The sequence below is a fragment of the Amycolatopsis xylanica genome (assembly GCF_900107045.1).
Lineage (GTDB): Bacteria > Actinomycetota > Actinomycetes > Mycobacteriales > Pseudonocardiaceae > Amycolatopsis > Amycolatopsis xylanica.
Map to the genome: position 1 here is coordinate 282,884 of NZ_FNON01000004.1, position 21,811 is coordinate 304,694.

The 21,811-nt window shown below is 69.7% G+C and carries 24 protein-coding genes; 11 read left to right on the forward strand and 13 right to left on the reverse strand.

The window, feature by feature from the left end; genetic code table 11:
- Positions 1-8: 8 nt before the first annotated feature.
- Positions 9-500 carry a GNAT family N-acetyltransferase gene (locus BLV57_RS20230; RefSeq protein WP_091291014.1) on the reverse strand — a complete coding sequence of 164 codons (492 nt, stop codon included), beginning with the start codon at positions 498-500 and terminating at the stop codon, positions 9-11.
- A 105-nt stretch (positions 501-605) separates the two neighbouring features.
- Here BLV57_RS20230 and BLV57_RS20235 point away from each other — a divergent pair, with 105 nt between their 5' ends.
- Positions 606-974 (forward strand): SgcJ/EcaC family oxidoreductase, encoded by a 369-nt coding sequence (locus tag BLV57_RS20235; protein ID WP_176968726.1) that lies wholly within the window; start codon positions 606-608, stop codon positions 972-974.
- Between the two features lie 9 nt (positions 975-983).
- Positions 984-1,943 carry a sigma-70 family RNA polymerase sigma factor gene (locus tag BLV57_RS20240; protein WP_091291020.1) on the forward strand — a complete coding sequence of 320 codons (960 nt, stop codon included), beginning with the start codon at positions 984-986 and terminating at the stop codon, positions 1,941-1,943.
- Here BLV57_RS20240 and BLV57_RS20245 read toward each other — a convergent pair.
- A complete protein-coding gene (locus BLV57_RS20245) occupies positions 1,903-3,219 on the reverse strand; it encodes an MFS transporter (RefSeq protein WP_091291023.1) in 1,317 nt (438 codons plus the stop codon). The genes BLV57_RS20240 and BLV57_RS20245 overlap by 41 nt on opposite strands.
- 115 nt (positions 3,220-3,334) lie before the next feature.
- On the opposite strand from BLV57_RS20245, the gene BLV57_RS20250 reads away from it, so the two are divergent.
- Complete coding sequence (locus tag BLV57_RS20250) at positions 3,335-4,132, forward strand: SDR family oxidoreductase (protein WP_091291026.1); 798 nt, start codon at positions 3,335-3,337, stop codon at positions 4,130-4,132.
- A gap of 45 nt (positions 4,133-4,177) precedes the next feature.
- On the opposite strand, the gene BLV57_RS20255 is transcribed toward BLV57_RS20250, so the two are convergent.
- Both BLV57_RS20255 and BLV57_RS20260 read right to left on the reverse strand, forming a co-directional pair.
- A complete protein-coding gene (locus tag BLV57_RS20255; RefSeq protein WP_091291028.1) occupies positions 4,178-6,484 on the reverse strand; it encodes a chitobiase/beta-hexosaminidase C-terminal domain-containing protein in 2,307 nt (768 codons plus the stop codon).
- 82 nt (positions 6,485-6,566) lie between these two features.
- On the reverse strand, positions 6,567-7,886 hold the full coding sequence (locus BLV57_RS20260) for an MATE family efflux transporter (protein ID WP_245757419.1): 1,320 nt from the start codon (positions 7,884-7,886) through the stop codon (positions 6,567-6,569).
- Positions 7,887-7,965: 79 nt separating this feature from the next.
- On the opposite strand from BLV57_RS20260, the gene BLV57_RS20265 reads away from it, so the two are divergent.
- Positions 7,966-8,550 (forward strand): ArsR/SmtB family transcription factor, encoded by a 585-nt coding sequence (locus BLV57_RS20265; RefSeq protein ID WP_091291034.1) that lies wholly within the window; start codon positions 7,966-7,968, stop codon positions 8,548-8,550.
- Positions 8,547-9,209, forward strand: a complete 663-nt coding sequence (locus BLV57_RS20270) for an SRPBCC family protein (RefSeq protein ID WP_091291036.1) — start codon at positions 8,547-8,549, stop codon at positions 9,207-9,209. Before BLV57_RS20265 ends, BLV57_RS20270 begins: the two co-directional genes overlap by 4 nt.
- Positions 9,210-9,251: 42 nt before the next feature.
- Here BLV57_RS20270 and BLV57_RS20275 read toward each other — a convergent pair whose 3' ends face one another.
- Both BLV57_RS20275 and BLV57_RS20280 read right to left on the reverse strand, forming a co-directional pair.
- Positions 9,252-9,692: an SRPBCC family protein gene (locus BLV57_RS20275; protein ID WP_091291038.1), complete on the reverse strand. Its 441-nt coding sequence runs from the start codon at positions 9,690-9,692 to the stop codon at positions 9,252-9,254.
- The gene (locus BLV57_RS20280; protein ID WP_091291039.1) at positions 9,689-9,997 is read right to left on the reverse strand and encodes an ArsR/SmtB family transcription factor; all 309 of its coding nucleotides are present in this window, start codon (positions 9,995-9,997) and stop codon (positions 9,689-9,691) included. The genes BLV57_RS20275 and BLV57_RS20280 overlap by 4 nt, the downstream gene beginning before the upstream one ends.
- Positions 9,998-10,094: 97 nt before the next feature.
- Between BLV57_RS20280 and BLV57_RS20285 the strand changes: the two genes are divergently transcribed.
- From BLV57_RS20285 to BLV57_RS20295, 3 genes are read left to right on the forward strand one after another with little or no spacing between them, the layout of a single operon-like run.
- Positions 10,095-10,646, forward strand: a complete 552-nt coding sequence (locus tag BLV57_RS20285; RefSeq protein ID WP_091291041.1) for a TIGR03086 family metal-binding protein — start codon at positions 10,095-10,097, stop codon at positions 10,644-10,646.
- A 14-nt stretch (positions 10,647-10,660) separates the two neighbouring features.
- Positions 10,661-11,431 carry a VOC family protein gene (locus BLV57_RS20290; protein WP_091291044.1) on the forward strand — a complete coding sequence of 257 codons (771 nt, stop codon included), beginning with the start codon at positions 10,661-10,663 and terminating at the stop codon, positions 11,429-11,431.
- Positions 11,432-11,453: 22 nt separating this feature from the next.
- A complete protein-coding gene (locus BLV57_RS20295; protein WP_091291045.1) occupies positions 11,454-12,200 on the forward strand; it encodes a VOC family protein in 747 nt (248 codons plus the stop codon).
- On the opposite strand, the gene BLV57_RS20300 is transcribed toward BLV57_RS20295, so the two are convergent.
- Positions 12,197-13,204, reverse strand: coding sequence for a DHH family phosphoesterase (locus BLV57_RS20300; RefSeq protein WP_091291048.1), 1,008 nt, complete (start codon positions 13,202-13,204; stop codon positions 12,197-12,199). The two genes, BLV57_RS20295 and BLV57_RS20300, sit on opposite strands and share 4 nt — an antisense overlap.
- Before the next feature lie 25 nt (positions 13,205-13,229).
- Here BLV57_RS20300 and BLV57_RS20305 point away from each other — a divergent pair, with 25 nt between their 5' ends.
- Both BLV57_RS20305 and BLV57_RS20310 read left to right on the forward strand, forming a co-directional pair.
- Positions 13,230-14,258, forward strand: a complete 1,029-nt coding sequence (locus BLV57_RS20305) for a TRM11 family SAM-dependent methyltransferase (RefSeq protein WP_176968727.1) — start codon at positions 13,230-13,232, stop codon at positions 14,256-14,258.
- A gap of 113 nt (positions 14,259-14,371) precedes the next feature.
- Positions 14,372-15,280: a GNAT family N-acetyltransferase gene (locus tag BLV57_RS20310; RefSeq protein ID WP_091291049.1), complete on the forward strand. Its 909-nt coding sequence runs from the start codon at positions 14,372-14,374 to the stop codon at positions 15,278-15,280.
- A gap of 5 nt (positions 15,281-15,285) precedes the next feature.
- On the opposite strand, the gene BLV57_RS20315 is transcribed toward BLV57_RS20310, so the two are convergent.
- Complete coding sequence (locus BLV57_RS20315) at positions 15,286-15,984, reverse strand: SDR family NAD(P)-dependent oxidoreductase (RefSeq protein WP_091291052.1); 699 nt, start codon at positions 15,982-15,984, stop codon at positions 15,286-15,288.
- 93 nt (positions 15,985-16,077) lie between these two features.
- Between BLV57_RS20315 and BLV57_RS20320 the strand changes: the two genes are divergently transcribed.
- The gene (locus tag BLV57_RS20320; protein WP_245757420.1) at positions 16,078-16,608 is read left to right on the forward strand and encodes a TetR/AcrR family transcriptional regulator; all 531 of its coding nucleotides are present in this window, start codon (positions 16,078-16,080) and stop codon (positions 16,606-16,608) included.
- Here BLV57_RS20320 and BLV57_RS20325 read toward each other — a convergent pair.
- From BLV57_RS20325 to BLV57_RS20345, 5 genes are all read right to left on the reverse strand, one after another.
- Positions 16,601-17,428 (reverse strand): alpha/beta hydrolase, encoded by an 828-nt coding sequence (locus tag BLV57_RS20325; protein ID WP_425426012.1) that lies wholly within the window; start codon positions 17,426-17,428, stop codon positions 16,601-16,603. The genes BLV57_RS20320 and BLV57_RS20325 overlap by 8 nt on opposite strands.
- A gap of 7 nt (positions 17,429-17,435) precedes the next feature.
- Positions 17,436-17,912: a 30S ribosome-binding factor RbfA gene (rbfA, locus tag BLV57_RS20330; protein WP_091291056.1), complete on the reverse strand. Its 477-nt coding sequence runs from the start codon at positions 17,910-17,912 to the stop codon at positions 17,436-17,438.
- Positions 17,913-17,943: 31 nt separating this feature from the next.
- Positions 17,944-18,237, reverse strand: a complete 294-nt coding sequence (locus BLV57_RS20335; RefSeq protein WP_091291059.1) for a DUF503 domain-containing protein — start codon at positions 18,235-18,237, stop codon at positions 17,944-17,946.
- An 89-nt stretch (positions 18,238-18,326) separates the two neighbouring features.
- Positions 18,327-21,377 (reverse strand): translation initiation factor IF-2, encoded by a 3,051-nt coding sequence (gene infB / locus BLV57_RS20340; RefSeq protein WP_091291062.1) that lies wholly within the window; start codon positions 21,375-21,377, stop codon positions 18,327-18,329.
- Between the two features lie 85 nt (positions 21,378-21,462).
- On the reverse strand, positions 21,463-21,717 hold the full coding sequence (locus BLV57_RS20345; protein ID WP_425426021.1) for a YlxR family protein: 255 nt from the start codon (positions 21,715-21,717) through the stop codon (positions 21,463-21,465).
- Positions 21,718-21,811 lie beyond the last annotated feature (94 nt).

Sequence of the window (21,811 nt, forward strand, 5' to 3'; positions counted from 1 at the left end):
CCGAAACCTTAAAGGTCGGCGACGTGGAAGCGGAGGCGGGTACTGGGCGCGCCGGACTCGTGGGCGTATGCGTCGTCGACCTCGACGGGCCCCGCGGCCACGGCACGGGCGACGGCGGGCCAGAAGGCCACGGCGGGCGCGTTGCCGTGGTCGAAGCTCAGCGTCCACTCGCCGGGATGGGTGGTGAAGAGCAGCCTGGCCGCCTCGGTCGCCACCCCCTGGCGCCGGAACTTGCGCAGCACGAAGAACTCGCCGACGTTCCAGTCTTCGGCGAGATCGCCGCGGACGAAGGCGAAGCCGGCGAGTTCGCCGTCGACGGTGATGAACCAGGCCTCACGGTCGTCGCCCAGGAAGTAGTAGTCGAGGTACCGGTAGGTGAAGGTGCCGTGCGGGGTGAGCCGCTCGCCGCGGATCTCGGAGAAGTCGTAGAGGTAGAACTGGAGCAAGTTTTCCAGCACGGGCTTGTCGGCCTCGCCGGCGGGCACCAGTTCGACGGTCATGGCAGCAGTCTTTCAGCGCCCGCGAATCTTTTTTTCGCGCGACCGATGAGTTCCGGTGAGCCCGCCGGTATACCCCTGCGACCGACCACTACGCAGGAGGTTCCCATGAACGAGATCAAGGCACTCTTCGACACCATCTACACCGCCTGGGCCGACAACGACGCCGACGCGTTCGCCGAGGTGTACCGCGAGGACGCGACCGTGACCATGCCCGGCGTGTTCCATCAGGGCAGGGCCGCCATCCACGCGCACATGAAGGCGGGCTTCGCCGGGCCGCTGCGTGGCTCGCGCGGGATCGACGAACCGCAGGACACCCGGATTCTCGGAAACACCGCTGTCGTGGTGAGCAAAGCTGGGATCATCATGGCCGGCGAGACCGAGGTCCCCGCCGAGCGCGAACGGCGCGCCACCTGGGTGCTGTCCAAGGAGGATGGCCGCTGGCTGGTCGCGGCGTACTCGAACACGCCTGCCTAGGGAGGCCCGTTGGACTTCGCGACCCACGCTGAGCCGTTCCGGCGCGAGCTGGTGGTCCATTGCTACCGCATGCTCGGATCGGTGCACGAGGCCGAAGACCTGGTCCAAGAGGCACTGCTCAAGGCCTGGCGGGCGTGGGAGCGCTACGACGCGAGCCGGGCTTCGGTGCGCACGTGGCTGTACAAGATCGCGACGAACGCGTGCTTGTCGGCGCTGGAAGGCCGGGCCAGGCGGCCGTTGCCAGCCGGGCTCGGCGGTCCGTCCGACGATCCGGGCAGCCCGCTCGTGCCCGACTTCGAGGTGCCGTGGCTCCAGCCGTTCCCCGACGCGCGACTCGACGACCCGGCGGCGCGGGTCGTGCGGCGGGGCAGCTTGCGGCTGGCGCTCGTCGCCGCGATGCAGCTGCTGCCGCCGAAGCAGCGCGCGGTACTGATCCTGCGTGACGTGCTGGAGTTCAGCGCGGCGGAGGTCGCGTCCCAGCTGGACACCTCGGTCGCGTCGGTCAACAGCGCGCTGCAGCGGGCGCGGGCCGGGATCTCGGGCACGGCCGAGTCCTCGGTCTCCGAGCCCGGCGACGTGAGCGCGGTGATCGACCGCTACATCCGGTCGTTCGAGGCGGCCGACATCGACGGGCTCGTCGCGTTGCTGACCGACGACGCCGTCTTGGAGATGCCGCCGGTTCCCTTGTGGTACTCCGGGAAGGCCGACTACGGGCGGTTCATGGCGCGGCTTTACGACATGCGCGGCACCGGCTGGCGGATGGTGCCGACGTCGGCGAACGGGCAGCCCGCGACGATCGCGTACTGCCTGGGCGAGGACGGCCGGTATCACCTGCACACACTGCAGATCTTCACCGTGACACCGGCCGGGATCACGCACAACGTCGTGTTCCAGGACCCGGAGGTGTTCCGGGCGTTCCGGTTCCGGCCTACGCTGCCAGCGGTTCGGAGTCCCAGCGGCGGCGAGTGACGCGCACCGGGATCTCTTCGCCGCGTGCCTGTGCGGCGAAGAGATGGGCACGGGTGCGGCGCCACCAGACGATCATCCGGAACGAGCCGAACGCGAGCACGGCAACCAGCACCAGCAGCGCGACGCGGAAGTTGCCGCCGGTCAGTTCCAGCAGGACGCCGACGCCGAGCGCGGCGATCGTGGTCGCGACGAACCCGCCGACGTTGACGACACCGGTCGCGGTGCCGACTCGGTGCAGCGGGTTGTAGTCGCGGGCGAGCGCGAAGCCGATCATCGAGGCCGGGCCGCCGAGCGCCAGGATCGCGAACGCGGGCACCAGCAGCGCCAGCGGGACCTGGCCGGGCCAGCTCAGCAGCACGGCCCAGATCGCGGTCGCGGTGGCCAGGTAGCCGCCGACGAGCGGCATGCGCAGTGACGGGTGCTTGCCGATGATCGCCCCGGTGAGCGGGCCGCCCGCCATCGAGCCGAAGACGAAGACGGTCAGCAGGGTGCTGGCCGTCGACTTCGGAAACCCTTGTCCCTGCACGAGAAACGGGACGCCCCAGAGCATGGTGAGCACGTTGGGCGCGAACATCGTGCTGAAGTGGACCCAGAAGCCGAGCCGGGTGCCTGGCTCGCGCCAGACCGAGCGCACCTGGCGGCCGAGTTCACGCGGGCGGACCGGTTCGATCTTCGGCGCGGTGACGCCGTCCGGCAGATCTTTGACGCGCAGGACCACGACGCTCGAGTAGACGACCGTGACGATGCCCGCGATGAGGAACGTGGGCGTCCAGCCGGGACCGTCGAGCAGCAGGCTCAGCGGGACGGTCGCGGCGAGGTTGCCGATGTAGCCGATCGCCGCGGTGAGCGCGGTGACGATGGCGTACTGGCGGCCGGGGAAGTGCGCGGCCGCGAGCCGCAGCACGCTGACGAAGGTGAGCGCGTCGCCGACGCCGAGCACGCCGCGGGCGACGAGGCCGAGCGCGTAGGAGTGCGCGAGCGCGAGCAGGATCTGGCCGAGGCCGAGCGTGAGCAGCGCGGCGGTGAGGATCTTGCGCGGGCCGTACCGGTCGACGAGCACGCCGGTCGGGATCTGCATGGCGGCGTAGACGCCGACCTGCAGCACGGTGAACATGCCGAGCGCGGCGGCGCCGACGCCGAAGCGTTCGGCGGCCTGCAGCCCGGCCACACCGAACGAGGTCCGGTGGAAGACGGCGAGCAGATAGACGGCGGCGGCGGTCATCCAGATGAGCCAGGCCCGGCGCACGGTGATCCTCCCTGCAGGGGTAGACGGCATGACGGAGACGCCCGCGTTGCCGCCTCGATATTTGTATCGCCTAAGCAATGGCGAAACATACCCGTTATCGCGGTGGCTTTGGACACATGCTGCTGAGCTGAATATCGTTCATGTTATGACGTCCCTGCGCGGAGCGCACGCGGTGATCACCGGCGGTTCCAGCGGCATCGGCTTGGCCACGGCGTTCATGCTCGCCCGGCGTGGCGCTTCGGTGACGCTGATCGCCCGCAACAGTGTCAGGTTGGAGGCGGCCGCGGTGTCCTTGCGCGCCTCCGGCTGCGTCGCGCATACCGTCGCGGTGGACGTTTCCGATCAGCGGGCCATCACCTCGGCTTTGCACTCCTTGGAACCTTGCGATGTGCTGGTGACTTCGGCGGGCCAAGCGCGGCCGGGGCACTTCTTGGAGCTCGAGGATTCCGTTTTCCGGCAAATGGTCGAAGTCGACTACTTCGGCACGCTCTATCCGATTCGTGCGGTCGCGCCGTCGATGGTCGAGCGTGGCCGCGGGTCGATCGTGGCGATCTCGTCGGCGACGGCGTTGCTCGGGATTTACGGCTACACCGCCTACAGCCCGGCGAAGTTCGCGGTCCGCGGGTTGATGGAATGCCTGCGCGGGGAGCTGCGGCCGCACGGGGTGCACGTCGGCTGCGTGTACCCGCCGGACGTCGACACCCCGCAGCTGGCCGAGGAGAACGAGTTCAAGCCCGCGGAGACGGCGGCGATCAGCGGCGCGGTCAAGCCGATGACGGCCCAGGCGGTCGCCGCGAAGATCGTGCGCGCGATCGAGCGTGAGCGGTTCGCGGTCTATCCGGACCGGTCGATGGCGTTGCTGGCCGGGCTCGGCCCGCTCGCCGCGCCCTTCGTCCGCTGGGTGACCGACCGCAAGGTCCGCGAAGCTCGCAAGGGGTCGTGAGTGGCACGGCCGGTTAGAACCGGCCATACCACTCACGACCTCCTTTTAGGGGTAGGACACCACGTTGACGGGGACCGTGCCCGTGGGGGTCACGGCGCCGGTGTCGTTGATGACGTGGGTGATGGTTCCCTTGTAGTTCAAGGAAACCGTGAGCAGGTTGTGGAAGCGGACGGTACTGCGGTTCGGCACCTCGAAGGCGTGATAGAGGTTCACGGCCGGGTTGGTGTCGAAGAAGCAATAACTGCCCAGGCCCCATGCCTCGTGTGAGGTCACGTTGTCGCCGACCTTGTACGCGGCATAGCCGTTGCGGCCGTTCGGGGCCATCCAGCCCGCCTGATTCGGTACGTCGTAGGGGATCTCGTTCTGGAAGAAGATCGTCCGGCCGTTCTGGCCGTTCCAGATCACCTGGTACTTCTGGTAGTGCTCGACGAACAGCCCGGTCGCGAGCACGTTGTTGCCGTTGACCAGCAGCCCGGTGTCGGCCGTGTTCGAGGTCCAGCCGACGCCGCTGCCGTGGTCGGCGCGCCAGGCCCAGATGTGGTCGATGATCACGTCGTTGCTGTTGACGATCAGGCTGTTGGTCGCCTTGCCGGCGAACTGGCCGCCGATGCGGAAGAACACGTCCTGCAACGTGGTCGGGTTGCCGCCGTGGCCCGCGGACGAGCCGGACGGGCCGACCGTGAGCAGCGACTGCGAGTTGGTCGTGCCCGCGTCGAAGAGCAGGCCCTTGAGGCGGACACCGTCGACGTCGGCGACCTGCATGGCGTTGACGCCGTTGTCGGGCACCAAAGTCGGGTAGCCGATGCCGAGGATGGTCGTGTTCGCCTTCGTCACGTTGAGCGTCTGGTTGAGGTGGTAGACGCCCGGCGTGAAGAACAGGTTGCAGCCCTGGGACAAGGCCGTGTTGATGGTCGACGCGCTGTCGCCCGGCTTGACGACGTAGAACGTGCTCATCGACTGGGACGTGCCCGGCGTGCTGCCGTTGGCCCAGGACGGGCCGGACGCGTTGGTACGCAAGGAAGGCAGGAACACCCGGTACTTGCCCGCGCCGTCGAGGTAGAGGTACGGCACGTCGCGCGAGACCGGGGTGGTGCCGAGCGTGGTCTCCGGCGGGTTCGGGAAGGTGTTGGCCGGCGCGCCGTTCGTGCCGGAGAACACCATGTTCCAGACGCCGCCCTCCCAGCTGCCGTAGTTGCTGTCGCGGGTGTACCACTGCTGCTGCGAGATCGACGCCGTCTTGCCGGAGACCTTCGAGTCCGCGGTGTAGCCGCCGGACGCGAAACCGTAGCTGGCCGGGAAGAGGTTCAGGCCACCGCGGATGTCCATGCGGCGGAACGGCGCGGCCTGCGCGACCGCCCAGCGGGTGGCGCCGCTGCTGGGCACGACCGCCAGGTTCTCCGTCGAGCGCCAGAAGTTCTGCAGCGCCACACCATGATCGGACTCGTTGAACGCGTCGACGGTCACGTCACCGTTGATCACCACGTCACCGGGGTTCTGGCCGAGACCGGCCACCGAGGTGTAGTAGCCGACGTCGTCGTGGATGCCGTTGTAGGTGCCCGGCTTGAACAGGTGCGCGTACCGCCGCTCGGTGAACTGCGCGGTCAGCGTGTCCTTCTGCTGGTTGAAGTCGGCGTCGAGCTGCGACTGGATCGCCGTCGCCGACATGCCGGGGTCGAAGATGCGCACGTTCGATCCGAAGTTCGGGACCTCCGGCTGTGTGGGACAGCCCGCGCTCGTGCCGATCGTGTAAGTCGCGCTGGCCACGGCCGAGGTGGTGAACCCGGACTTGATGCCGATCGCGTTGATCGTCCGCGAAGACGGGACGCTGATCGGCCCGGTGTACTGGGGCGACGAGGCCGTCGGCGTCGATCCGTCCACCGTGTACCGGATGGTGGAGCCCGCGGTGGCGGTGGAGAGCGTCACCGACTGGGCGGAGGTGTAGCTGCCGCCGGGTGGGCTGAACGTCGGGGTCGCCACCTGCGAGGCGGTGTTGCCGTGGGTGTACGAGTAGTGCGGAGTGTCGTACTGGGGACCGTTCTTCTCATAGGTGAACCAGTAATCCAGCACGTTTCCGGAACTGAGCGAGCCGACGGTGTGCCGCCAGGTCCCGCTGCCGTTGACCATCCGGACGTTCTGCTGGTTCGCGCCGTTGACCAGGTAGTGCACGTCGACGTAGAGCGCGGGTGTGGTCGGGGTGAACGAGATCTGCGCCTGCGTCGCGCCGAGGCTCACGACGCTCTGGGTGTAGTCGGCCTCGGCGGCGGCCGTGCCGCCGAACCCCGTCAGCGCCAGTAGCGACGCGACCAGCAGGATCACACCGGCTCGGCGACGTTGCCGAATCTTCGTGCTCACGAAAAAGGCACCTCCATAGTGAATACCGACACTGTGAGGAGGCGCCCTCGCCACTGAGGTTAACCCGGGCGACCGCGCAGGGTCAATTGGTCCGGACCGCGCCGACGACGGCCCACTCCCCCGACCGCCAGCGCCAGAGCAGCGACGCCAGCCGGAGCAGCATGAACAACGTGAGCCCGGTCCAGATCCCGGCCAGTCCCCAGCCGAACGCCAGTGACAGCCAGATCAGCGGCAGGAACCCGAGCGCGGCGCTGCCGAGCGTCGCGTTGCGCAGGAACGCCGCGTCGCCCGCGCCGAGCAGCACCCCGTCGAGCGCGAACACGACACCCGCGATCGGTTGCAGCACAACGAAAAACCACCACGCGTGCGGGATCTCGGCGAGCACGGCGGCGTCGGAGGTGAACACGTTCGGCAGCACCGGTGTGAGCGCGGCGAAGATGACGAGCAGCACACAGCCGAGCAGCAGGCCGTAGCGGGTGATCTGCGTGGCGACCCCGCGAGCCTGCTTGCTGGAGCCCGCGCCGAGCGCCGCGCCGATCAGCGACTGCGCGGCGATGGCCACGGAATCGAGCACCAGCGCCAAAAACGTCCACAGCTGCAGCACGACCTGGTGCGCGCCAACGGCTTCCGTCGACGTCCGCGCGGCGACCGCCGCCGCGGAAATGAAACAGGCCTGGAAGGCCAGGCTGCGCAAGACGAGGTCGCGGCCCAGGCCGAGCTGCGCGCGCATGAGCTTGAAATCGGGCCGCAGCGGGACCTTCTCGCGGACCAGTGCGGCGAGGAACATCGACGCCGAGATCACCTGCGCGACGACGTTCGCGATGGCCGAGCCTTCGAGTCCCCAGTCCAGCCCGTAGACCAGCACCGGGCACAGCACGGCGGAAATCGCGTTGCCCGCCAGCACGAAGCGCAGCGGGCGGACGGTGTCCTGCACGCCGCGCATCCACCCGTTGCCCGCCATCGTCACCAGGATCAGCGGCGCGCCGAACAACGCGATCCGCAGCCACGAGACGGCCGAGTCGGCGATCTCATCGCTGCCCGAAAGCCCGCGCGCGACCGGATACGCCAGCAGCTGCCCGGCGATGAGCACGACCACGCCGACCACGAGCGCGAGCCAGGTGGCCTGCACGCCCTCCCCGACCGCCTCCGCGCGCCTGCCCGCTCCGTGCAGCCGCGCGGTCCGCGAAGTCGTGCCATAGGACAGAAAGGTCAGCTGTCCCGAGATCTGGGAAAGCAGCACGCCGCCGAGCGCCAGCCCCGCGAGCGGCAGCGCGCCGAGATGCCCGACCACCGCCGTGTCCACGAGTACGTACAGCGGTTCCGCCGCCAGCACGCCGAGGGCGGGTACGGCGAGTCCGAGCACCTTGCGAGCAGGCACCCGCTCATCGGTCGAGTTCTCCACGTGCTGAACCCTAACGCGCCGGTCCGACAAGATCATCGGCTCATTTGACAGAATAAACTGTCAAGAGGATCGTGGTGCCATGCCGACGCACGATCTGCTCGAAGAGCCGGAGCAGCTCCGCCGCGCGCTGTCGCCGTTGCGGCTGCGCCTGCTCACCCGGCTGCGCACCCCGGCTTCGGCATCCGAGCTGGCAGCGGAGCTGGAGATGCCCCGTCAGCGGCTCGGCTATCACCTCAAGCAACTCGAGGAAGCCGGGCTGGTCGAGCTCGTCGAAGAGCGCCGCCGCCGCGGGTTCATCGAGCGGGTGTTGCGCGCCACAGCCGATTCCTACGTAGTGGACCCCGACGTGCTCGGCCGCCCGCCGGGACCGGCCGACGGCGACCGGCACGCCGCCGAGCACCTCATCGACACGGCGTCCGCGACGGTCCGCGACGTCGCCCGCATGCAGTCCGCGGCCGAGCGCGACGGCCGCCGCCTGCTCACCTTCACGCTGGAGACCGAGGTCCGCTTCGAGGCCCCGGCCGACGTGCACCGGTTCACCGAGACGCTCGCCGGCGCGATCGCCGACGTCGTCGCCGCCTTCGACACCCCGGATGGCAGGCCGTACCGCCTGGTCGGCGCCGGGTACCCCGCACCGTTTCAGTCAGCAGGGAGCAAGTCATGACCGAGGAACCGCTCAAGATCGAGGTCACCATCGCGGCGCCGGCCGACGAGGTCTGGCGCGCGATGCGCGACCCGGAGCTCATCCGGCGCTGGCACGGCTGGCATCTCGACAGCCTCGACGCCGAGATCCGCATGATCTACTTCGACGACGTCATCGAGGACGCCGAGAACCACGTCCTGGAGACCGGCGGCGACAGATTCAGCCTGCATTCCGCGCCCGGCGGCACGGTCGTCCGCCTCACCCGCGGCCCGCGCGGCGCGAACCCGGAGTGGGAGGCGTACTACGACGACATCACCGAGGGCTGGCGGACCTTCTTGGTTCAGTTGCGGTTCGGCCTGGAGCGGCACGGTCTCGCCGAACGCCAGACGGTCTTCCTGCACGGGCCGGTGCCCGGCGACTCGCTGCGGGCGCGGCTCGGTGTGGCCGGCATCGACGGCGCGTACACCGTGACGCTGCCGACCGGCGACACCTTCGCGGGCGAGGTCTACTCGCGCAGCGAACTCCAGATCGCGCTCACCGTCGACTCGCTCGGCCTGCTGATCGTCGCCGACGCGCCCAAGCCGGGCGGCCATTGCCTGGCCGTGCTGACCACCTACGGCTACGACGACTTCGACGCGCTCAACGAGCGCTGGACGAAGTGGTTCAGCACTGTGTCCTAAGGGGTCGTGAGTGTTCCGGCCGGTTCTAACCGGCCGGAACACTCACGACTCGGGGTAGCCCTCGTCGGCGCCGGGATCGCCGCCGCCCGCGCGGACGACCAGGCGGTCGAGGTAGTGGTTCCAGCCCTTGCCGTGCGCCGCGAACATCTCGACCGGCAGTCCGCGATGGCGCAGGCGGAGGTTCGTGGCGGCGCCGTCGGCCTCCAAGGTGATGTCGACGGTGCTGGAGCCGGGCGGCACCGGGCTGCCCTCGGCCTCCCAGCCCCAGGTGAAGACGATGCGGCTGTGCGGCTCGACGAGCACGAACTCGCCCGCCGCCGTGTCGTCTCCGCGCACGAGCATCCGGAAGACGCCGCCTGGGCGCGCGTCGAGCTCGGCCTCGACGCCCATCCACGACAGCCAGCGCGCGCTGTCGGTGAAGAACGAGAACACGGTCGCCTGCGAGGCGTTGATCCGCCGCTCGACTACCACCTCGGGCGTCATGCCGTCTCCTCGCGCTCGGCCGCTTCGGCCAGCTCGGCGAGACGGTCGAGCTCGGTGGCCCACATCTGCTCCAGCCAATGCACCAGCGGGCCCAGCGCCTCGCGGTTGGCGCGGTAGAACCGGCGCGTCCCGTCCTTGCGGACGCTGACGAGACCGGCGCGCCGCAAGACCCCGAGGTGCTGCGACACCGCGCCGAAGGTGACCTCGAAATGCTCCGCGACCTCGCCCGCGGAGCGCTCGGCGTCCCACACCAGCCGCAGGATCGCGCGGCGGCGGGGTTCGGCGACCACGGCCAATGCGTCCATACGGGTGAGTTTAGCGACGGCTAAAGCTTGCCTCAATCCGGCGGGCGAGCTATTTTAGTCATCGCTAAAGTAACCCGGAGTGAGGGAGATTCCCCCGATGCCCGAAGGTCCCGTGACCGACCAACTGGCCGCCGCCGAAGCCTCGCTGAAGATCTGTGTGGCGACGCTGCACGAAGTCGGCCCTGAGGACGGCACCCGGCAGACGCCCTGCGCCGATTTCGACATCGACCAGGTCGTCGAGCATCTGCTCGGCTCACTGACCAGTCTCAGCGCGATCGCGGGCAAGCCGCTGGAAACGGTGGCCGACGGCACGCACGAGGCCAAGGTCGCCGCAGCGGGCAGGCACGCGATCGACGCTTGGCGGGCCCGCGGGCTCGACGGCGTCATCCAGGTCGGCCCGAACGAGCGGGCCGCTTCGCTGACCGCGGCCATCGTGTCGCTCGAACTGCTCGTGCACGCCTGGGACGTGGCGGTCGCGCTCGGCCGCACCATCGAGGTGAGCGACGAGCTCAGCTCGTACGTGCTCGAGCAGGCCCGCCAGGTCGTCGTCCCGCAGATGCGCGCGGGCCGCTTCGGCCCCGAGGTGGCCGCCCCCGAAGACGCGACCAGTCTCGAACGCCTCATCGCGTTCACCGGCCGCACTTCCTGAGAAAGGAAACCGCCATGCCACACCGCACTTCTTACCTCCAGGGCACGCCAAGCTGGGTCGACCTGGCAACCACCGACCAGGACGCGGCCAAGACGTTCTACGGCGAGCTGTTCGGCTGGGAGTTCGACGACCAGAAGATGCCGGACGGCGCCGTCTACTCGATGGCCGTCCTGAACGGTGGCGTCGTCGCGGCCATCGCGGCCCAGCCGCAGCCGGGCGTGCCGCCGCTGTGGAACACCTACCTGACCGTGGACGACGTCGACGCCGCGGCCGCACGTGTCGAAGCGGCGGGCGGCAAGCTGGTGATGCCGCCGTTCGACGTGCTGGACGCGGGCCGGATGTGCTTCGCGACCGATCCGTCCGGCGCGGCGGTCGGCCTGTGGCAGGCGAACCAGCACATCGGCGCGACCGTGGTCAACGAGCCGGGCGCGCTGATCTGGAACGAGCTGATCACCGACAACGAGGCCGCGCTTTCCTTCTACGACCAGGTTTTCGGCTCCACCTGGGAGGCGGGTGACATCGGCGGCGACACGCCGTACGTCGCGCTCGTGGTCGGCGGGGAACGAATCGCGGGCACCGTCCACCCACGGGTGCCGGGCACCCCGAACCACTGGCACGTCTACTTCGCGGTGGCCGACGCGGCCGCGGCCGCCGAGCGGGTCACGGCATTGGGCGGCACCGTCCTCAATGGACCTTTCGACACCCCGATCGGCCCGATGGCGCAACTGCGCGACCCTCAGGGCGGAATATTCAGCATCTTCGAGCCGAAACCGCCGAACGGCTGAGCTTGATCATTAGGCTGGAGGTATGCCTCAACGCACCGCCTACAGCCAGGGCACACCCAACTGGGTCGACCTGCGGACCACCGATCCGGCCGCCGCGAAGTCGTTCTACGGCGGCCTGTTCGGCTGGGAATTCACCGATCTCGACGAGCATTACTCGATGGCGCTGAAGGACGGCGCGGTGGTCGCGGCCATCGCGCCGGACGACGCCGTCAAGTGGACCACCTACTTCGCGGTGCCGGACGCCGACGCCGCCGCGGCCACGATCGAGGCCGCCGGTGGCAAGGTGCTCACCGGTCCGCTGGACGTGGCGGACGCGGGCCGGACGGCCTTCGCCGAAGACCCCAACGGCGTCACTTTCGCGGTCTGGCAAGCGAAAAGCCACATCGGCGCGTCCTTGGTGAACGAGCCCGGCACGTTCATCTGGAGCGAGCTGATGACCGAGGGCATCGACGCGGCGCTCGCGTTCTACGAAGAGGTGCTCGGGCTCACCAAGAACGTCGTGGACCTCGGCGGCTCGCCGTTCGTCGGCCTCAACGCGGGCGAGACCATGATCGGCGGCGTCCACGCGCCGACCGTGGAAGGCGCCGTGAGCCGCTGGATCGTCTACTTCTCCGTCGCCGACGTCGACGCGACCGTCGCACAGGCGAAGGAACTCGGCGCCACCACCGTGCACGGCCCGGTGGACACACCGGTCGGGCCGCTGGCCGCCCTGCGTGACCCGCAGGGCGGTTCTTTCAGCGTCTGGGCCTACAACGGGCCGGTGAGCTAGAGGCGGGGCGCGCGGTCGAGCGCGTCACGCAGGAGGCCGAGCGCGTGCTCGGCGGTGCCATGGACGGTGCACCCGGCGGCCAGCCGGTGCCCGCCGCCGCCGAGTTCGCGCGCGGCCAGCGAGACGTCGATCTTCCCCATCGCGCGCAGGGAGACCTGCCACTCCCCCGGCAGGCCCTCCTTCAGCACGACGGCGACCTCGGCGTCGCGGGTCGCCCGCACGACGTCGATGACGGACTCGACCTCTTCCGACCGCACGGTCGACGCCGTCTCGGCCGTGACGACCGCGTGCACCAGGCCGAGGCCCTGCGCGCTGTCCGGTTCGAGCCGGGCGCCCGCCAGCACCGTGGCGAGCATCGGCAGGTAGGCGAACGGGTGGGAGTCCATGATCTCCCTGGTCAGCGCCATCGGCTGGACCCCGGCGTCGAGCAGCCGCGCGGCCATCGCGTGCGTCACCGGGCGGGCGCGCCGGAAGCCGCCGGTGTCGGTGACCAGCCCGGCGTACAGGCAGCGCGCGGTCGGCTCGTCGAGCTCGTCACCGAGGGCGTCGATCAGCTGCAGCACCAGCACGGCCGTCGCCTCGGCGGTCTCGTCGACCACGTGGTGGGTGCCGTAGAACTGGTTGGACGCGTGATGGTCGACGACCAGCACCTGCCCGCCGGTCTCCTTCACCTTCGCGACCCGGCCGCCGAGCGACCCGAGCCTGCCCAGCGTCGGCGTGTCGAGCCCGATGAGCAGCGGCTCGGTCTCGGGCAGCTCGTCGGGCCGCACGAGCAGGCCGTCGGCGTCGAGCCCGCGCAGCGTCTCGGGCGGCACCCACTCGCCACCGCCGGTCCCGAAGGACACGCGCACGGTCGCGCCGCGTTTGCTCAGCACGCGCCCGAGCGCGAGCGCGCTGCCGAGCGCGTCGGCGTCGGGCCGCACGTGCCCGAGCAGGGTCACGTCGGTGGCGGTGGACAGGAGGGCGGCCGCTTGCCGGATGTCGTGCTCCAAAGACGCTGTCACGGTCGGTCACGCTACGCTCTCCGGGATGCCTGAGTACGCGATCCTGGTGTATCCGTCGGCCAACCGGGTGTACACCGACTCCTCCCCCGCGCTGCTGCGCGCCGAACTGGCCGTGTTCGGCGCCGCGCTGAGCTCCCCGCTCGGCGAGATCGGCGAAGACCGGATCGGTGGCGTCAGCTACGTGACCTTCGGCAGCGAAGCGCCGCTGACGGCCACGGACCTGGCGTTACTGTCCAATTTGTCCTCGCTGTACGCGCTGTTCGAACGCGGCGACGGCGCCTTGAAGCCGGTGACCATCGAGCCGGCCGCCGCCTTCGACTCGGACCTGCTGACCATCCAGAAGTACCCGGGCAAGACGAACGAGCTGTTCACGAAGCTGCTGTTCAACGTGACGCTGCTGGCGGGCGCGAAGCCCGTGTTCGGTGAGCCGCTGTACGTGCTCGACCCGCTGTGCGGGCGCGGCACCACGCTGAACCAGGCGATGATGTACGGCTGCCACGCCTACGGGCTCGACGTCGACGGCAAGGACTTCGACGCCTACGAGATGTTCATCAAGACGTGGCTGCGGACCAAGCGGGTCAAGCACACCGCCGAGTCCGGCCAGGTCCGCCGCAACAAGGTGCGCCTCGGGCGGCGGCTCGACCTCGAGTTCGGGCTGACGAAGGAGCAGTACAAGGCAGGCGACACCCGCAAGATCACGTACTTCAACGCCGACACGCTCACGACCGACGAGCTGCTGCGCGCGAAGTCGGTGGACCTGATCATCACGGACGCCCCGTACGGCGTGCAGCACGGCAGCCACCGCGACGCGGGCCTGGCCCGCAGCCCGCACGACCTGCTGGCCGCGGCCGTGCCGGTGTGGTCGCGGGTGCTCCGTCCAGGCGGCGCTTTGGGCATCTCGTGGAACACCAATGTCTGCCCGCGCGCGGATTTGGTGGACATCCTGAAGCGCGCCGGCCTCGAAGTCCGCGAAGGTGGGGCTTACGAAGAGTTCTCGCACCGCGTCGACCAGGCGATCGTGCGCGACCTCGTGGTCGCCTCGAAACCGTCCTGAGTGTTTTCGCCGGTTTGCTCAGCCACAGTCAAGCCGCTTGTCCACCGACTGGGGGTCGTGAGTGGTACGGCCGGTTCTAACCGGCCGTACCACTCACGACCCCAGGTGGGTAAATGAGTGGCGGGCAGGCCGTCGGCTGCGGAATGCTCGGACGGATGATCACCATGCGCCGGTACGCCGGGCCAGAGGATCTGCGGGCGATGCAGTCGCTCACCGAGCGGATCTGGTCGCTCGACAACTACTGCCACGTCGGCGACCAGGCCTGGGAGCGGACGCACATCGCCGGGCGTGAGGCGCTGCATCCGACCGCGCTCTGGGAGGACGGCGGCGAGGTCGTCGCTTGGGGCTGGGCGTTCCTGCCCGACGGCCTGCACTTCCTCGTCGACCCGGCGCGCCCCGAACTCGCCGACGAGGTGCTGCGCTGGTTCGACACCGTCGCCGAGTCGGAAGCACGCAGCATCACCCTGCTGGACAGGGAAACCCATCTGCGGGCCGCGCTGGAACGCCAGGGCTACCGGCTCGAGGACTCCCCCGTCTACAGCGACTACATGCGCCTCCCGCTCGACGATCTGCCGGAACCCGTTGCCCCGCAAGGCTTCCGGCTCCGGCACGTCGAACCCGGAGACCTCGCGCGGCGCGTTGCCGTGCACCAGGCGGCTTGGCAGCCGTCGAAGGTCACCGAGGAGAGTTACCGCACCGCCATGGGCACCTGGCCCTATCGGTCCACTTTGGACTGGGTCGCCGAGGCCGAGGACGACACCTTCGCCGCCAGCTGCCTGATCTGGCTGGACGAACGCAACCGGGTCGGGGAGCTCGAACCGGTCGGCACCGATCCCCGGTTCCGGCGCCGGGGCCTGGCCCGCGCGGTGTGCCTCGCCGCGCTGGGCGCGCTGCGGGACGCGGGCGCGGACCAGGCCGTCGTCTATCCGGTGCGGGGACTCGCCAAGGCAGCCGCTGCGGCGCCGTTGTACGAGGACCTCGGGTTCGTCCCCTATGGCAGGACCGTCACCTACGTCAGGTGATCGATCTAGAACTGGCCGACGACCTGCTCGGCGCGGTCACGACGGGTGTAGAGATCCCAGTAGAGCTCCGCGAGGTCGTCCGGCTCCGACCTTTCCGGCTCCAAGCCGAGCGTGGCCTCGGGGATCGAGTCGAACATCACCTGCGCGTCACTGCGCTCGATCAGCACCCCCAGCGTGAGCGCGCCGGCGTAGATTCCCTTGTCCGCCAACGCGAGGTGCAGGTTGTGCACGTAGTTGCGCAGTGAAGCCTGCGCGGCGCCCGGCATCGCCAGCTGCGGGAGCGGATCCTTGGCCGACAGGCCGATGCCGTAGAGCAGGCCGCCGTCACCCTGCTCCAGCAGGCGCGGCAGCAGCAGCCTGGTCAGCGAAAGCGGGGCGAGTGTGGTGCCCTCCATCGCGAGGCGCATGGACTCGACGTCGATGTCGAGCGTCGGGCGGACGTGCTCGAACTTCAGGTAGCCGTTGATCACCGCGACATCGATGCCGCCGATGGCCTCGACCAGCGCGGCGTGCCCGCTCAGGTCGGCCAGGTCCGCCGTGAAGGCCTCGGCCTTGACGCCTTCGGCCGCCAGGTCGTCCACAAAGGACTTCAGCCGGTCCCCGGTGCGGGACACCAGCGCGACCCGGTAGCCCTCCTTGCCGAACCGGCGCGCCGTCGAAATGCCCAGGCCGGGCCCCGCGCCGAAAATCGCGAGCGTCTTCATGAATTCCCTCCAGCGAGATAAGTTGAGGAGACCCTCATGTTCAACACGCTACCTCAACTTGAGGACACTCTCAACTTACCTATACTGGAGAACGTGGACCGCCCGCTACGCCGAGACGCGCAACGCAACCGCGACCTGCTGGTCGCGGCCGCGCGCGAGGTGTTCGGCAGCAAGGGGCTCGACGCGCCGCTGGAGGAGATCGCGCGCCGGGCCGGGGTCGCCATCGGCACGCTCTACAACCGCTTCCCCGCCCGCGTGAACCTGATCGAAGCCGCCTTCCTCCCCCAGCTCGAACAGGTGCTGGAGACCGGCGCCCAGGCACTGGCGCTCGAGGATGCCTGGGCGGGGCTCGTCTACTTCGTGGAGACGAGTTGCGAGCGGCAGTCGACCGATCGCGGGTTCGCCGAGGTCTGTTCCGGCACGGTCGAGGCGCCCGAGATCGACAAGGCGAAAACCGCGATCTGGGAGATGATCACCGCTCTCGTCGGCCGAGCGCAGGACGCGGGCGAGTTGCGGCAGGACTTCGAAGCAGGCGATCTGGTCAACGCCATCGCGGCGACGTCGAGCATTCCCGACTGGCGCAGGCATTTGACGTTCCTGCTGGACGGCTTCCGGGCTAAGTGATCTTGGCGCCGACGAACTTGACGATGTCGGGCAGGACGCGTTTCCAATAAGTGTCGTTGTGCGCGCCCGCCGAGAAGGCGGAGACCTCCGGCTTGGCGGCCTGCGAGAACTTGCGGTCCGCCGCGACAAACGGGTCGGAGTTGCCGCACCAGAGCCCGATGGGCCGGTCGCGCAGTTCGTCCGTGTGCCGCAACGGCTCCTCGGCCTCCCACTGCGCCTGGTCGCGGAAAACCTTGCGGGACTTGGCATCCGGCCAGCTGACGAACAACGCCGCACTGCACGCGGCGACGGCTTTGAGGTCCGGACGATCGCGCGCGTACCGCAGTGCGCCGAACGCGCCCATGGAGATCCCGAAGGCCGCCGACGGTTCACGCAGGCCGCGATGCGTGACCCAGCCCGGCACTTCTTCGCGCAGCATCCTTTGTGGATCGTCGTCGGAGGTCGTGCGCACCCAGTAATGGTCCCCATCGACCGCGGCCACGGCGAACGGCTTCATCCCGGATCGCACCGCCGCGGTCAACGCCGCGGGCAGGCCGAGATCGAGGAACACCCGCGCGTTGGCGCCTCGGCCGTGCAAAGCCAGGCATACCGGCAAATCCGCGGCAGGGACGCCTTCGGGCGTGATCAGCACCAGGTTCACGTCGGTGCCCCGAGCGGCCGACCGCACCCGTTCCACCACCACCGGAGCGGTCAGCGGAGCGGGTGCGGAAGGCGGCGGCTCGGCGGGTGGTCCCGGCTCAGGTGCCGGCGGCGCGGTGGTGCAGGCACTGCCGGTCATCAGCAGCGCCGCGCCACCGAGGAGCAGACCCCGGCGGGACAAACCCTTGTCAGTTACGGCTTTCCTCGGACTCGGCGAGCTCGTCGTCGTTGTCCTCACGAGGCGCCTTGTACGGGTCGGCCTCGCCCGCGTGCTGGGCTTCGGCAGCGAGCCTGGCGACCTCGGCGTCGGCCTCGCGGGCCTTGGCCAGCAGGTCTTCGATCCGCTTGGCGTCCTCGGGGATGTTGTCGGTGACGAACGCCAGCGTCGGCGTGTACCGGACGCCGGTGCCCTGCCCGACCTTGGTGCGCAGCACGCCGCGGGCCGCCTCGAGCGCGGCGGCCGCGCCCGCGAGGTCGGGCACGGAGTCGAGCCGCTCACCGAGGACGGTGTAGTAGACGGTCGCATCGTGCAGGTCGGCGGTGATCTTCGTGTCGGTGATCGTCACGTGATCGAGGCGCGGGTCCTTGATGTCATGCTCGATCGCGGACGCGACGATCTGCGAGATCCGCTTGGCGAGCTTGCGCGCGCGTGCCGGGTCGGCCACGACGCACTCCTTTCTACGGCGAAAACTGGTTCTAGTCGTCCGGACCGATGAGCCTGCGGTGCGCGGAGAGCAGCTCGAACTCCGGCCTGCTCGCGATGAATCGCTCGCAGCTGTCGAGCACGTCCCGGACGTGTGCGCCGTCCGCCGCGACGACGGCGGCGCCGATCAGGGTGCGCCGGTGCAGATCGAGGTGGCCCGCTTCGGCCACCGAGACGTCGAAGCGCTTGCGCACCTCGGCGAGCACCGGTTTCACCACGGATCGCTTCTGCTTCAACGAATGGACATCGCCGAGCAGGATGTCGAGCTCGAGGGCTCCAACGAACATGGCATCAGGGTAAATCAGTCGGACCGAAAATGATCTTTATTAAAGGTCCGGCCGGGGAGGAAGCTTCCTCCCCGGCCGGACCGAACGCACTACGCGCGCGGCTTCTCGCGCTGCTCGTACGTCTCGATGAGATCGCCGACCTTCAGGTCGCTGTAGTTGCCCAAGGTCAGACCACACTCGAAGCCCTCGCGGACCTCGGTGGCGTCGTCCTTGAACCGCTTGAGCGAGCTGATCGGCAGGTTCTCCGCGATCACGGTGCCGTCCCGCAGCAGACGCGCACGCGCGTTGCGGCGGATTTCGCCCGAGACCACCATGCAACCGGCGATGGTGCCGATCTTCGACGACTTGAAGACGTCGCGGATCTCCGCCCGGCCGAGCTCGACCTCTTCGAACTCCGGCTTGAGCATGCCCTTGAGCGCGGCCTCGATCTCGTCGATCGCCTGGTAGATGACCGTGTAGTAGCGGACGTCGACGCCCTCGCGGTTGGCCCGCTCGGTCGCCTTGCCCTGCGCACGGACGTTGAAGCCCAGGACGATCGCGTCGGACGCGGTCGCCAGGTCGATGTCGGACTCGGTGACGCCACCGACACCGCGGTGGACGACGTTGAGTTCGACGTCGTCGCCGACCTCGAGCTGCATCAAGGACGCTTCCAGTGCCTCGACGGTACCGGAGTTGTCACCCTTGATGATCAGGTTGAGGGTGCTGGTCTCCTTCAGCGCGGCATCCAGGTCCTCGAGGCTGACGCGCTTGCGGCGCGAGGCGTTGAGGGCGTTGCGGGTGCGCGCCGAACGACGCTCGGCGATCTGGCGTGCCACGCGGTCCTCGTCGACGACGAGGAACGTGTCGCCCGCGCCCGGCACCGACGTGAAGCCGATGACCTGGACGGGACGCGAGGGCAGCGCCTCGGTGACGTCGTTGTTGTGCTCGTCGACCATCCGGCGGACCCGGCCGTACGCGTCACCGGCGACGACCGAGTCGCCGACGCGCAGCGTGCCGCGCTGGACCAGGACGGTGGCCACCGGGCCGCGGCCGCGGTCGAGGTGCGCCTCGATCGCGACACCCTGGGCCTCCATGTCCGGGTTGGCCCGGAGGTCCAGCGTGGCGTCGGCGGTGAGCAGGATCGCCTCGAGCAGGCCGTCGATGTTGATGCCCTGCTTCGCGGAGATCTCGACGAACATGGTGTCGCCACCGTATTCCTCGGCCACCAGGTTGTACTCGGTGAGCTGCTGCCGGATCTTGTCCGGGTTCGCGCCCTCCTTGTCGATCTTGTTGACCGCGACCACGATCGGGGCCTTGGCGGCCTGCGCGTGGTTGATCGCCTCGACCGTCTGCGGCATGACGCCGTCGTCGGCCGCGACCACGATCACCGCGATGTCCGTGGAGTTGGCGCCACGGGCACGCATGGCGGTGAACGCCTCGTGACCCGGGGTGTCGATGAAGGTGATCAGGCGCGGGTTGCCCTCGAGCTCGGCCTCGATCTGGTAGGCGCCGATGTGCTGGGTGATGCCACCGGCTTCACCTTCACGCACCTTCGACTTCCGGATCGTGTCGAGCAGGCGGGTCTTACCGTGGTCGACGTGACCCATGATGGTCACGACCGGCGGACGGACCCGCAGATCCTCTTCGTCACCCGCGTCGTCGCCGTAGGTGATGTCGAAGGTCTCGAGCAGCTCGCGGTCTTCTTCCTCCGGGCTGACGACCTGGACGACGTAGTTCATCTCGCCGCCGAGCAGCTCGAGGATGTCGTCCGACACGGACTGCGTCGCCGTGACCATCTCACCGAGGTGGAAGAGCACCTGCACCAGCGAAGCCGGGTTGGCGTCGATCTTCTCGGCGAAGTCGGTCAGCGAGGCACCACGCGGCAGCCGGATCGTCTCGCCGGTGCCCTTGGGCAGGCGGACGCCGCCGACGCTGGGCGCCTGCATGTTGTCCATGTACTCCTGGCGCTTCTGCCGCTTCGACTTGCGGCCCTTGCGCGAGGGTCCACCGGGACGGCCGAAGGCACCAGCGGTGCCGCCGCGGCCACCGGGGCCACCACGACCGCCGCCGCCACCACGGAAGCCGCCGCCACCGGCGGGGGCGCCACCGCCACCACCGGGACCGCCGCCACCGGGACGGAAGCCGCCACCGCCACCGCCGCCACCACCGGGACGGAAGCCACCGCCGCCGCCACCGGGGCCGCCGCGAGCGCCGCCACCGGGGCCACCACGGGCACCGGCGCCGGGACCGCCACGCGGGGCGCCGCCGGGACCACCGCGACCGGCGGGTCCACCACCGGGACGGGGAGCCGGACGGCCGGGCATCATGCCCGGGTTCGGGCGCGGGGGCATGTTGCCGGGCGTCGGCCGGTTGCCGCCACCCTGGCCACCGCCAGGACGCGGAGCCGGACGCTCACCGGCGCCGCCACCGGGACGCGGCGGACGGTCACCGGCGCCACCCTGCGACTGACCGGGTCCCGGACGGGGACCGGCCGGACGCGGGGCCGGAGCACCGGAACCGACACCGAACGGGTTGTTGCCGACCTTCGGCGTACGCGGGCCGGGCTTCGGGCCAGCGGGCTTGGGGCCCTGCGGCTTCGGCGGGACCACGGACGGCGTGGACGGAGCCGCGGACGCGGCAGCGGGCGCCTGTGCGGGCGGCTGCTGCGGAGCGGGCGGCTTCGGCGCGGCCGGAGCGGGCGTCGCCTTGGCCGCGGGAGCGGCGGGCTCTGCCTTGGCTACCGGTGCGGGCTCCTGGACGGGAGCGGGCGCCGGCGGCTTCGGGCCGGGACGCGGGCCGGGGCGCATGCCGCCGGGACGCGGGCCGGTCGATGCCGGGGCGGAAGGTGCCTGGGGTGCCGAGGGCGCGGCGGCGGCCGGAGCCGGGGTCGCCGGCTTGGCCGGGGCCGAGGGGGCACTCTTGGCTGGCGCGGCGGCAGGGGTGCCGTTGGACGCCGGTGCCGCGGGACGCGGCGGGGCAGGGGTCGGCTTCTTGCCGCCCTTGCTGGGGTACGCGTCGCGGAGGCGGCGGGCCACCGGGGCCTCGACCGTCGACGACGCGGACTTCACGAACTCACCCTGCTCTTTGAGCTTGGCGAGAACTTCCTTGCTGGTGACTCCGAGCTCTTTCGCGAGCTCATGTACGCGGGCCTTGCCTGGCACAGCTCTCCTCACTGGGGAGGCCGGCGGCAGACCCGTCGACCTCGTCCTATTGTCGCGCGTTCATGGCTTCAGCTTCACGGCTGACTCATGACGGGTCGACCTGCTTCCTTGATTCCTGATGGACTCGGGGCTGTCCCTCGTCCGCACTCAACGCGGCTAACCGCGCGAAATGGTCTCGCACGCCGCTGGCGTCCAGCGCCCCGGTGACCTTGAGGGCCCTCGGGAACGCCCGGCGACGTTCGGCTTTCGTCAGGCAGTCCTGCTCGGGGTGCAGCCACGCACCCCGGCCAGGCAGCCGCCGACGTTCGTCGACGACCAGCCGTCCGTCCGCCGCGATCACTCGCAGCAACTCGCCGGCTTCACACCGCTTGCGGCATCCCACACATGTCCGCACCGGACTGTCCCGGAGCTGGGGGTGTGCGGCAGGCCGCGCG

What these genes read in the sequence shown, in the direction of transcription:
- BLV57_RS20230 (WP_091291014.1), bottom strand. Translation starts at nt 500, where the DNA reads ATGACCGTCGAACTGGTGCCCGCCGGCGAGGCCGACAAGCCCGTGCTG.
- BLV57_RS20235 (WP_176968726.1), top strand. Translation starts at nt 606, where the DNA reads ATGAACGAGATCAAGGCACTCTTCGACACCATCTACACCGCCTGGGCC.
- BLV57_RS20245 (WP_091291023.1), bottom strand. Translation starts at nt 3,219, where the DNA reads ATGCCGTCTACCCCTGCAGGGAGGATCACCGTGCGCCGGGCCTGGCTC.
- BLV57_RS20250 (WP_091291026.1), top strand. Translation starts at nt 3,335, where the DNA reads ATGACGTCCCTGCGCGGAGCGCACGCGGTGATCACCGGCGGTTCCAGC.
- BLV57_RS20265 (WP_091291034.1), top strand. Translation starts at nt 7,966, where the DNA reads ATGCCGACGCACGATCTGCTCGAAGAGCCGGAGCAGCTCCGCCGCGCG.
- BLV57_RS20270 (WP_091291036.1), top strand. Translation starts at nt 8,547, where the DNA reads ATGACCGAGGAACCGCTCAAGATCGAGGTCACCATCGCGGCGCCGGCC.
- BLV57_RS20275 (WP_091291038.1), bottom strand. Translation starts at nt 9,692, where the DNA reads ATGACGCCCGAGGTGGTAGTCGAGCGGCGGATCAACGCCTCGCAGGCG.
- BLV57_RS20280 (WP_091291039.1), bottom strand. Translation starts at nt 9,997, where the DNA reads ATGGACGCATTGGCCGTGGTCGCCGAACCCCGCCGCCGCGCGATCCTG.
- BLV57_RS20285 (WP_091291041.1), top strand. Translation starts at nt 10,095, where the DNA reads ATGCCCGAAGGTCCCGTGACCGACCAACTGGCCGCCGCCGAAGCCTCG.
- BLV57_RS20290 (WP_091291044.1), top strand. Translation starts at nt 10,661, where the DNA reads ATGCCACACCGCACTTCTTACCTCCAGGGCACGCCAAGCTGGGTCGAC.
- BLV57_RS20295 (WP_091291045.1), top strand. Translation starts at nt 11,454, where the DNA reads ATGCCTCAACGCACCGCCTACAGCCAGGGCACACCCAACTGGGTCGAC.
- BLV57_RS20305 (WP_176968727.1), top strand. Translation starts at nt 13,230, where the DNA reads ATGCCTGAGTACGCGATCCTGGTGTATCCGTCGGCCAACCGGGTGTAC.
- BLV57_RS20310 (WP_091291049.1), top strand. Translation starts at nt 14,372, where the DNA reads ATGAGTGGCGGGCAGGCCGTCGGCTGCGGAATGCTCGGACGGATGATC.
- BLV57_RS20315 (WP_091291052.1), bottom strand. Translation starts at nt 15,984, where the DNA reads ATGAAGACGCTCGCGATTTTCGGCGCGGGGCCCGGCCTGGGCATTTCG.
- BLV57_RS20335 (WP_091291059.1), bottom strand. Translation starts at nt 18,237, where the DNA reads ATGTTCGTTGGAGCCCTCGAGCTCGACATCCTGCTCGGCGATGTCCAT.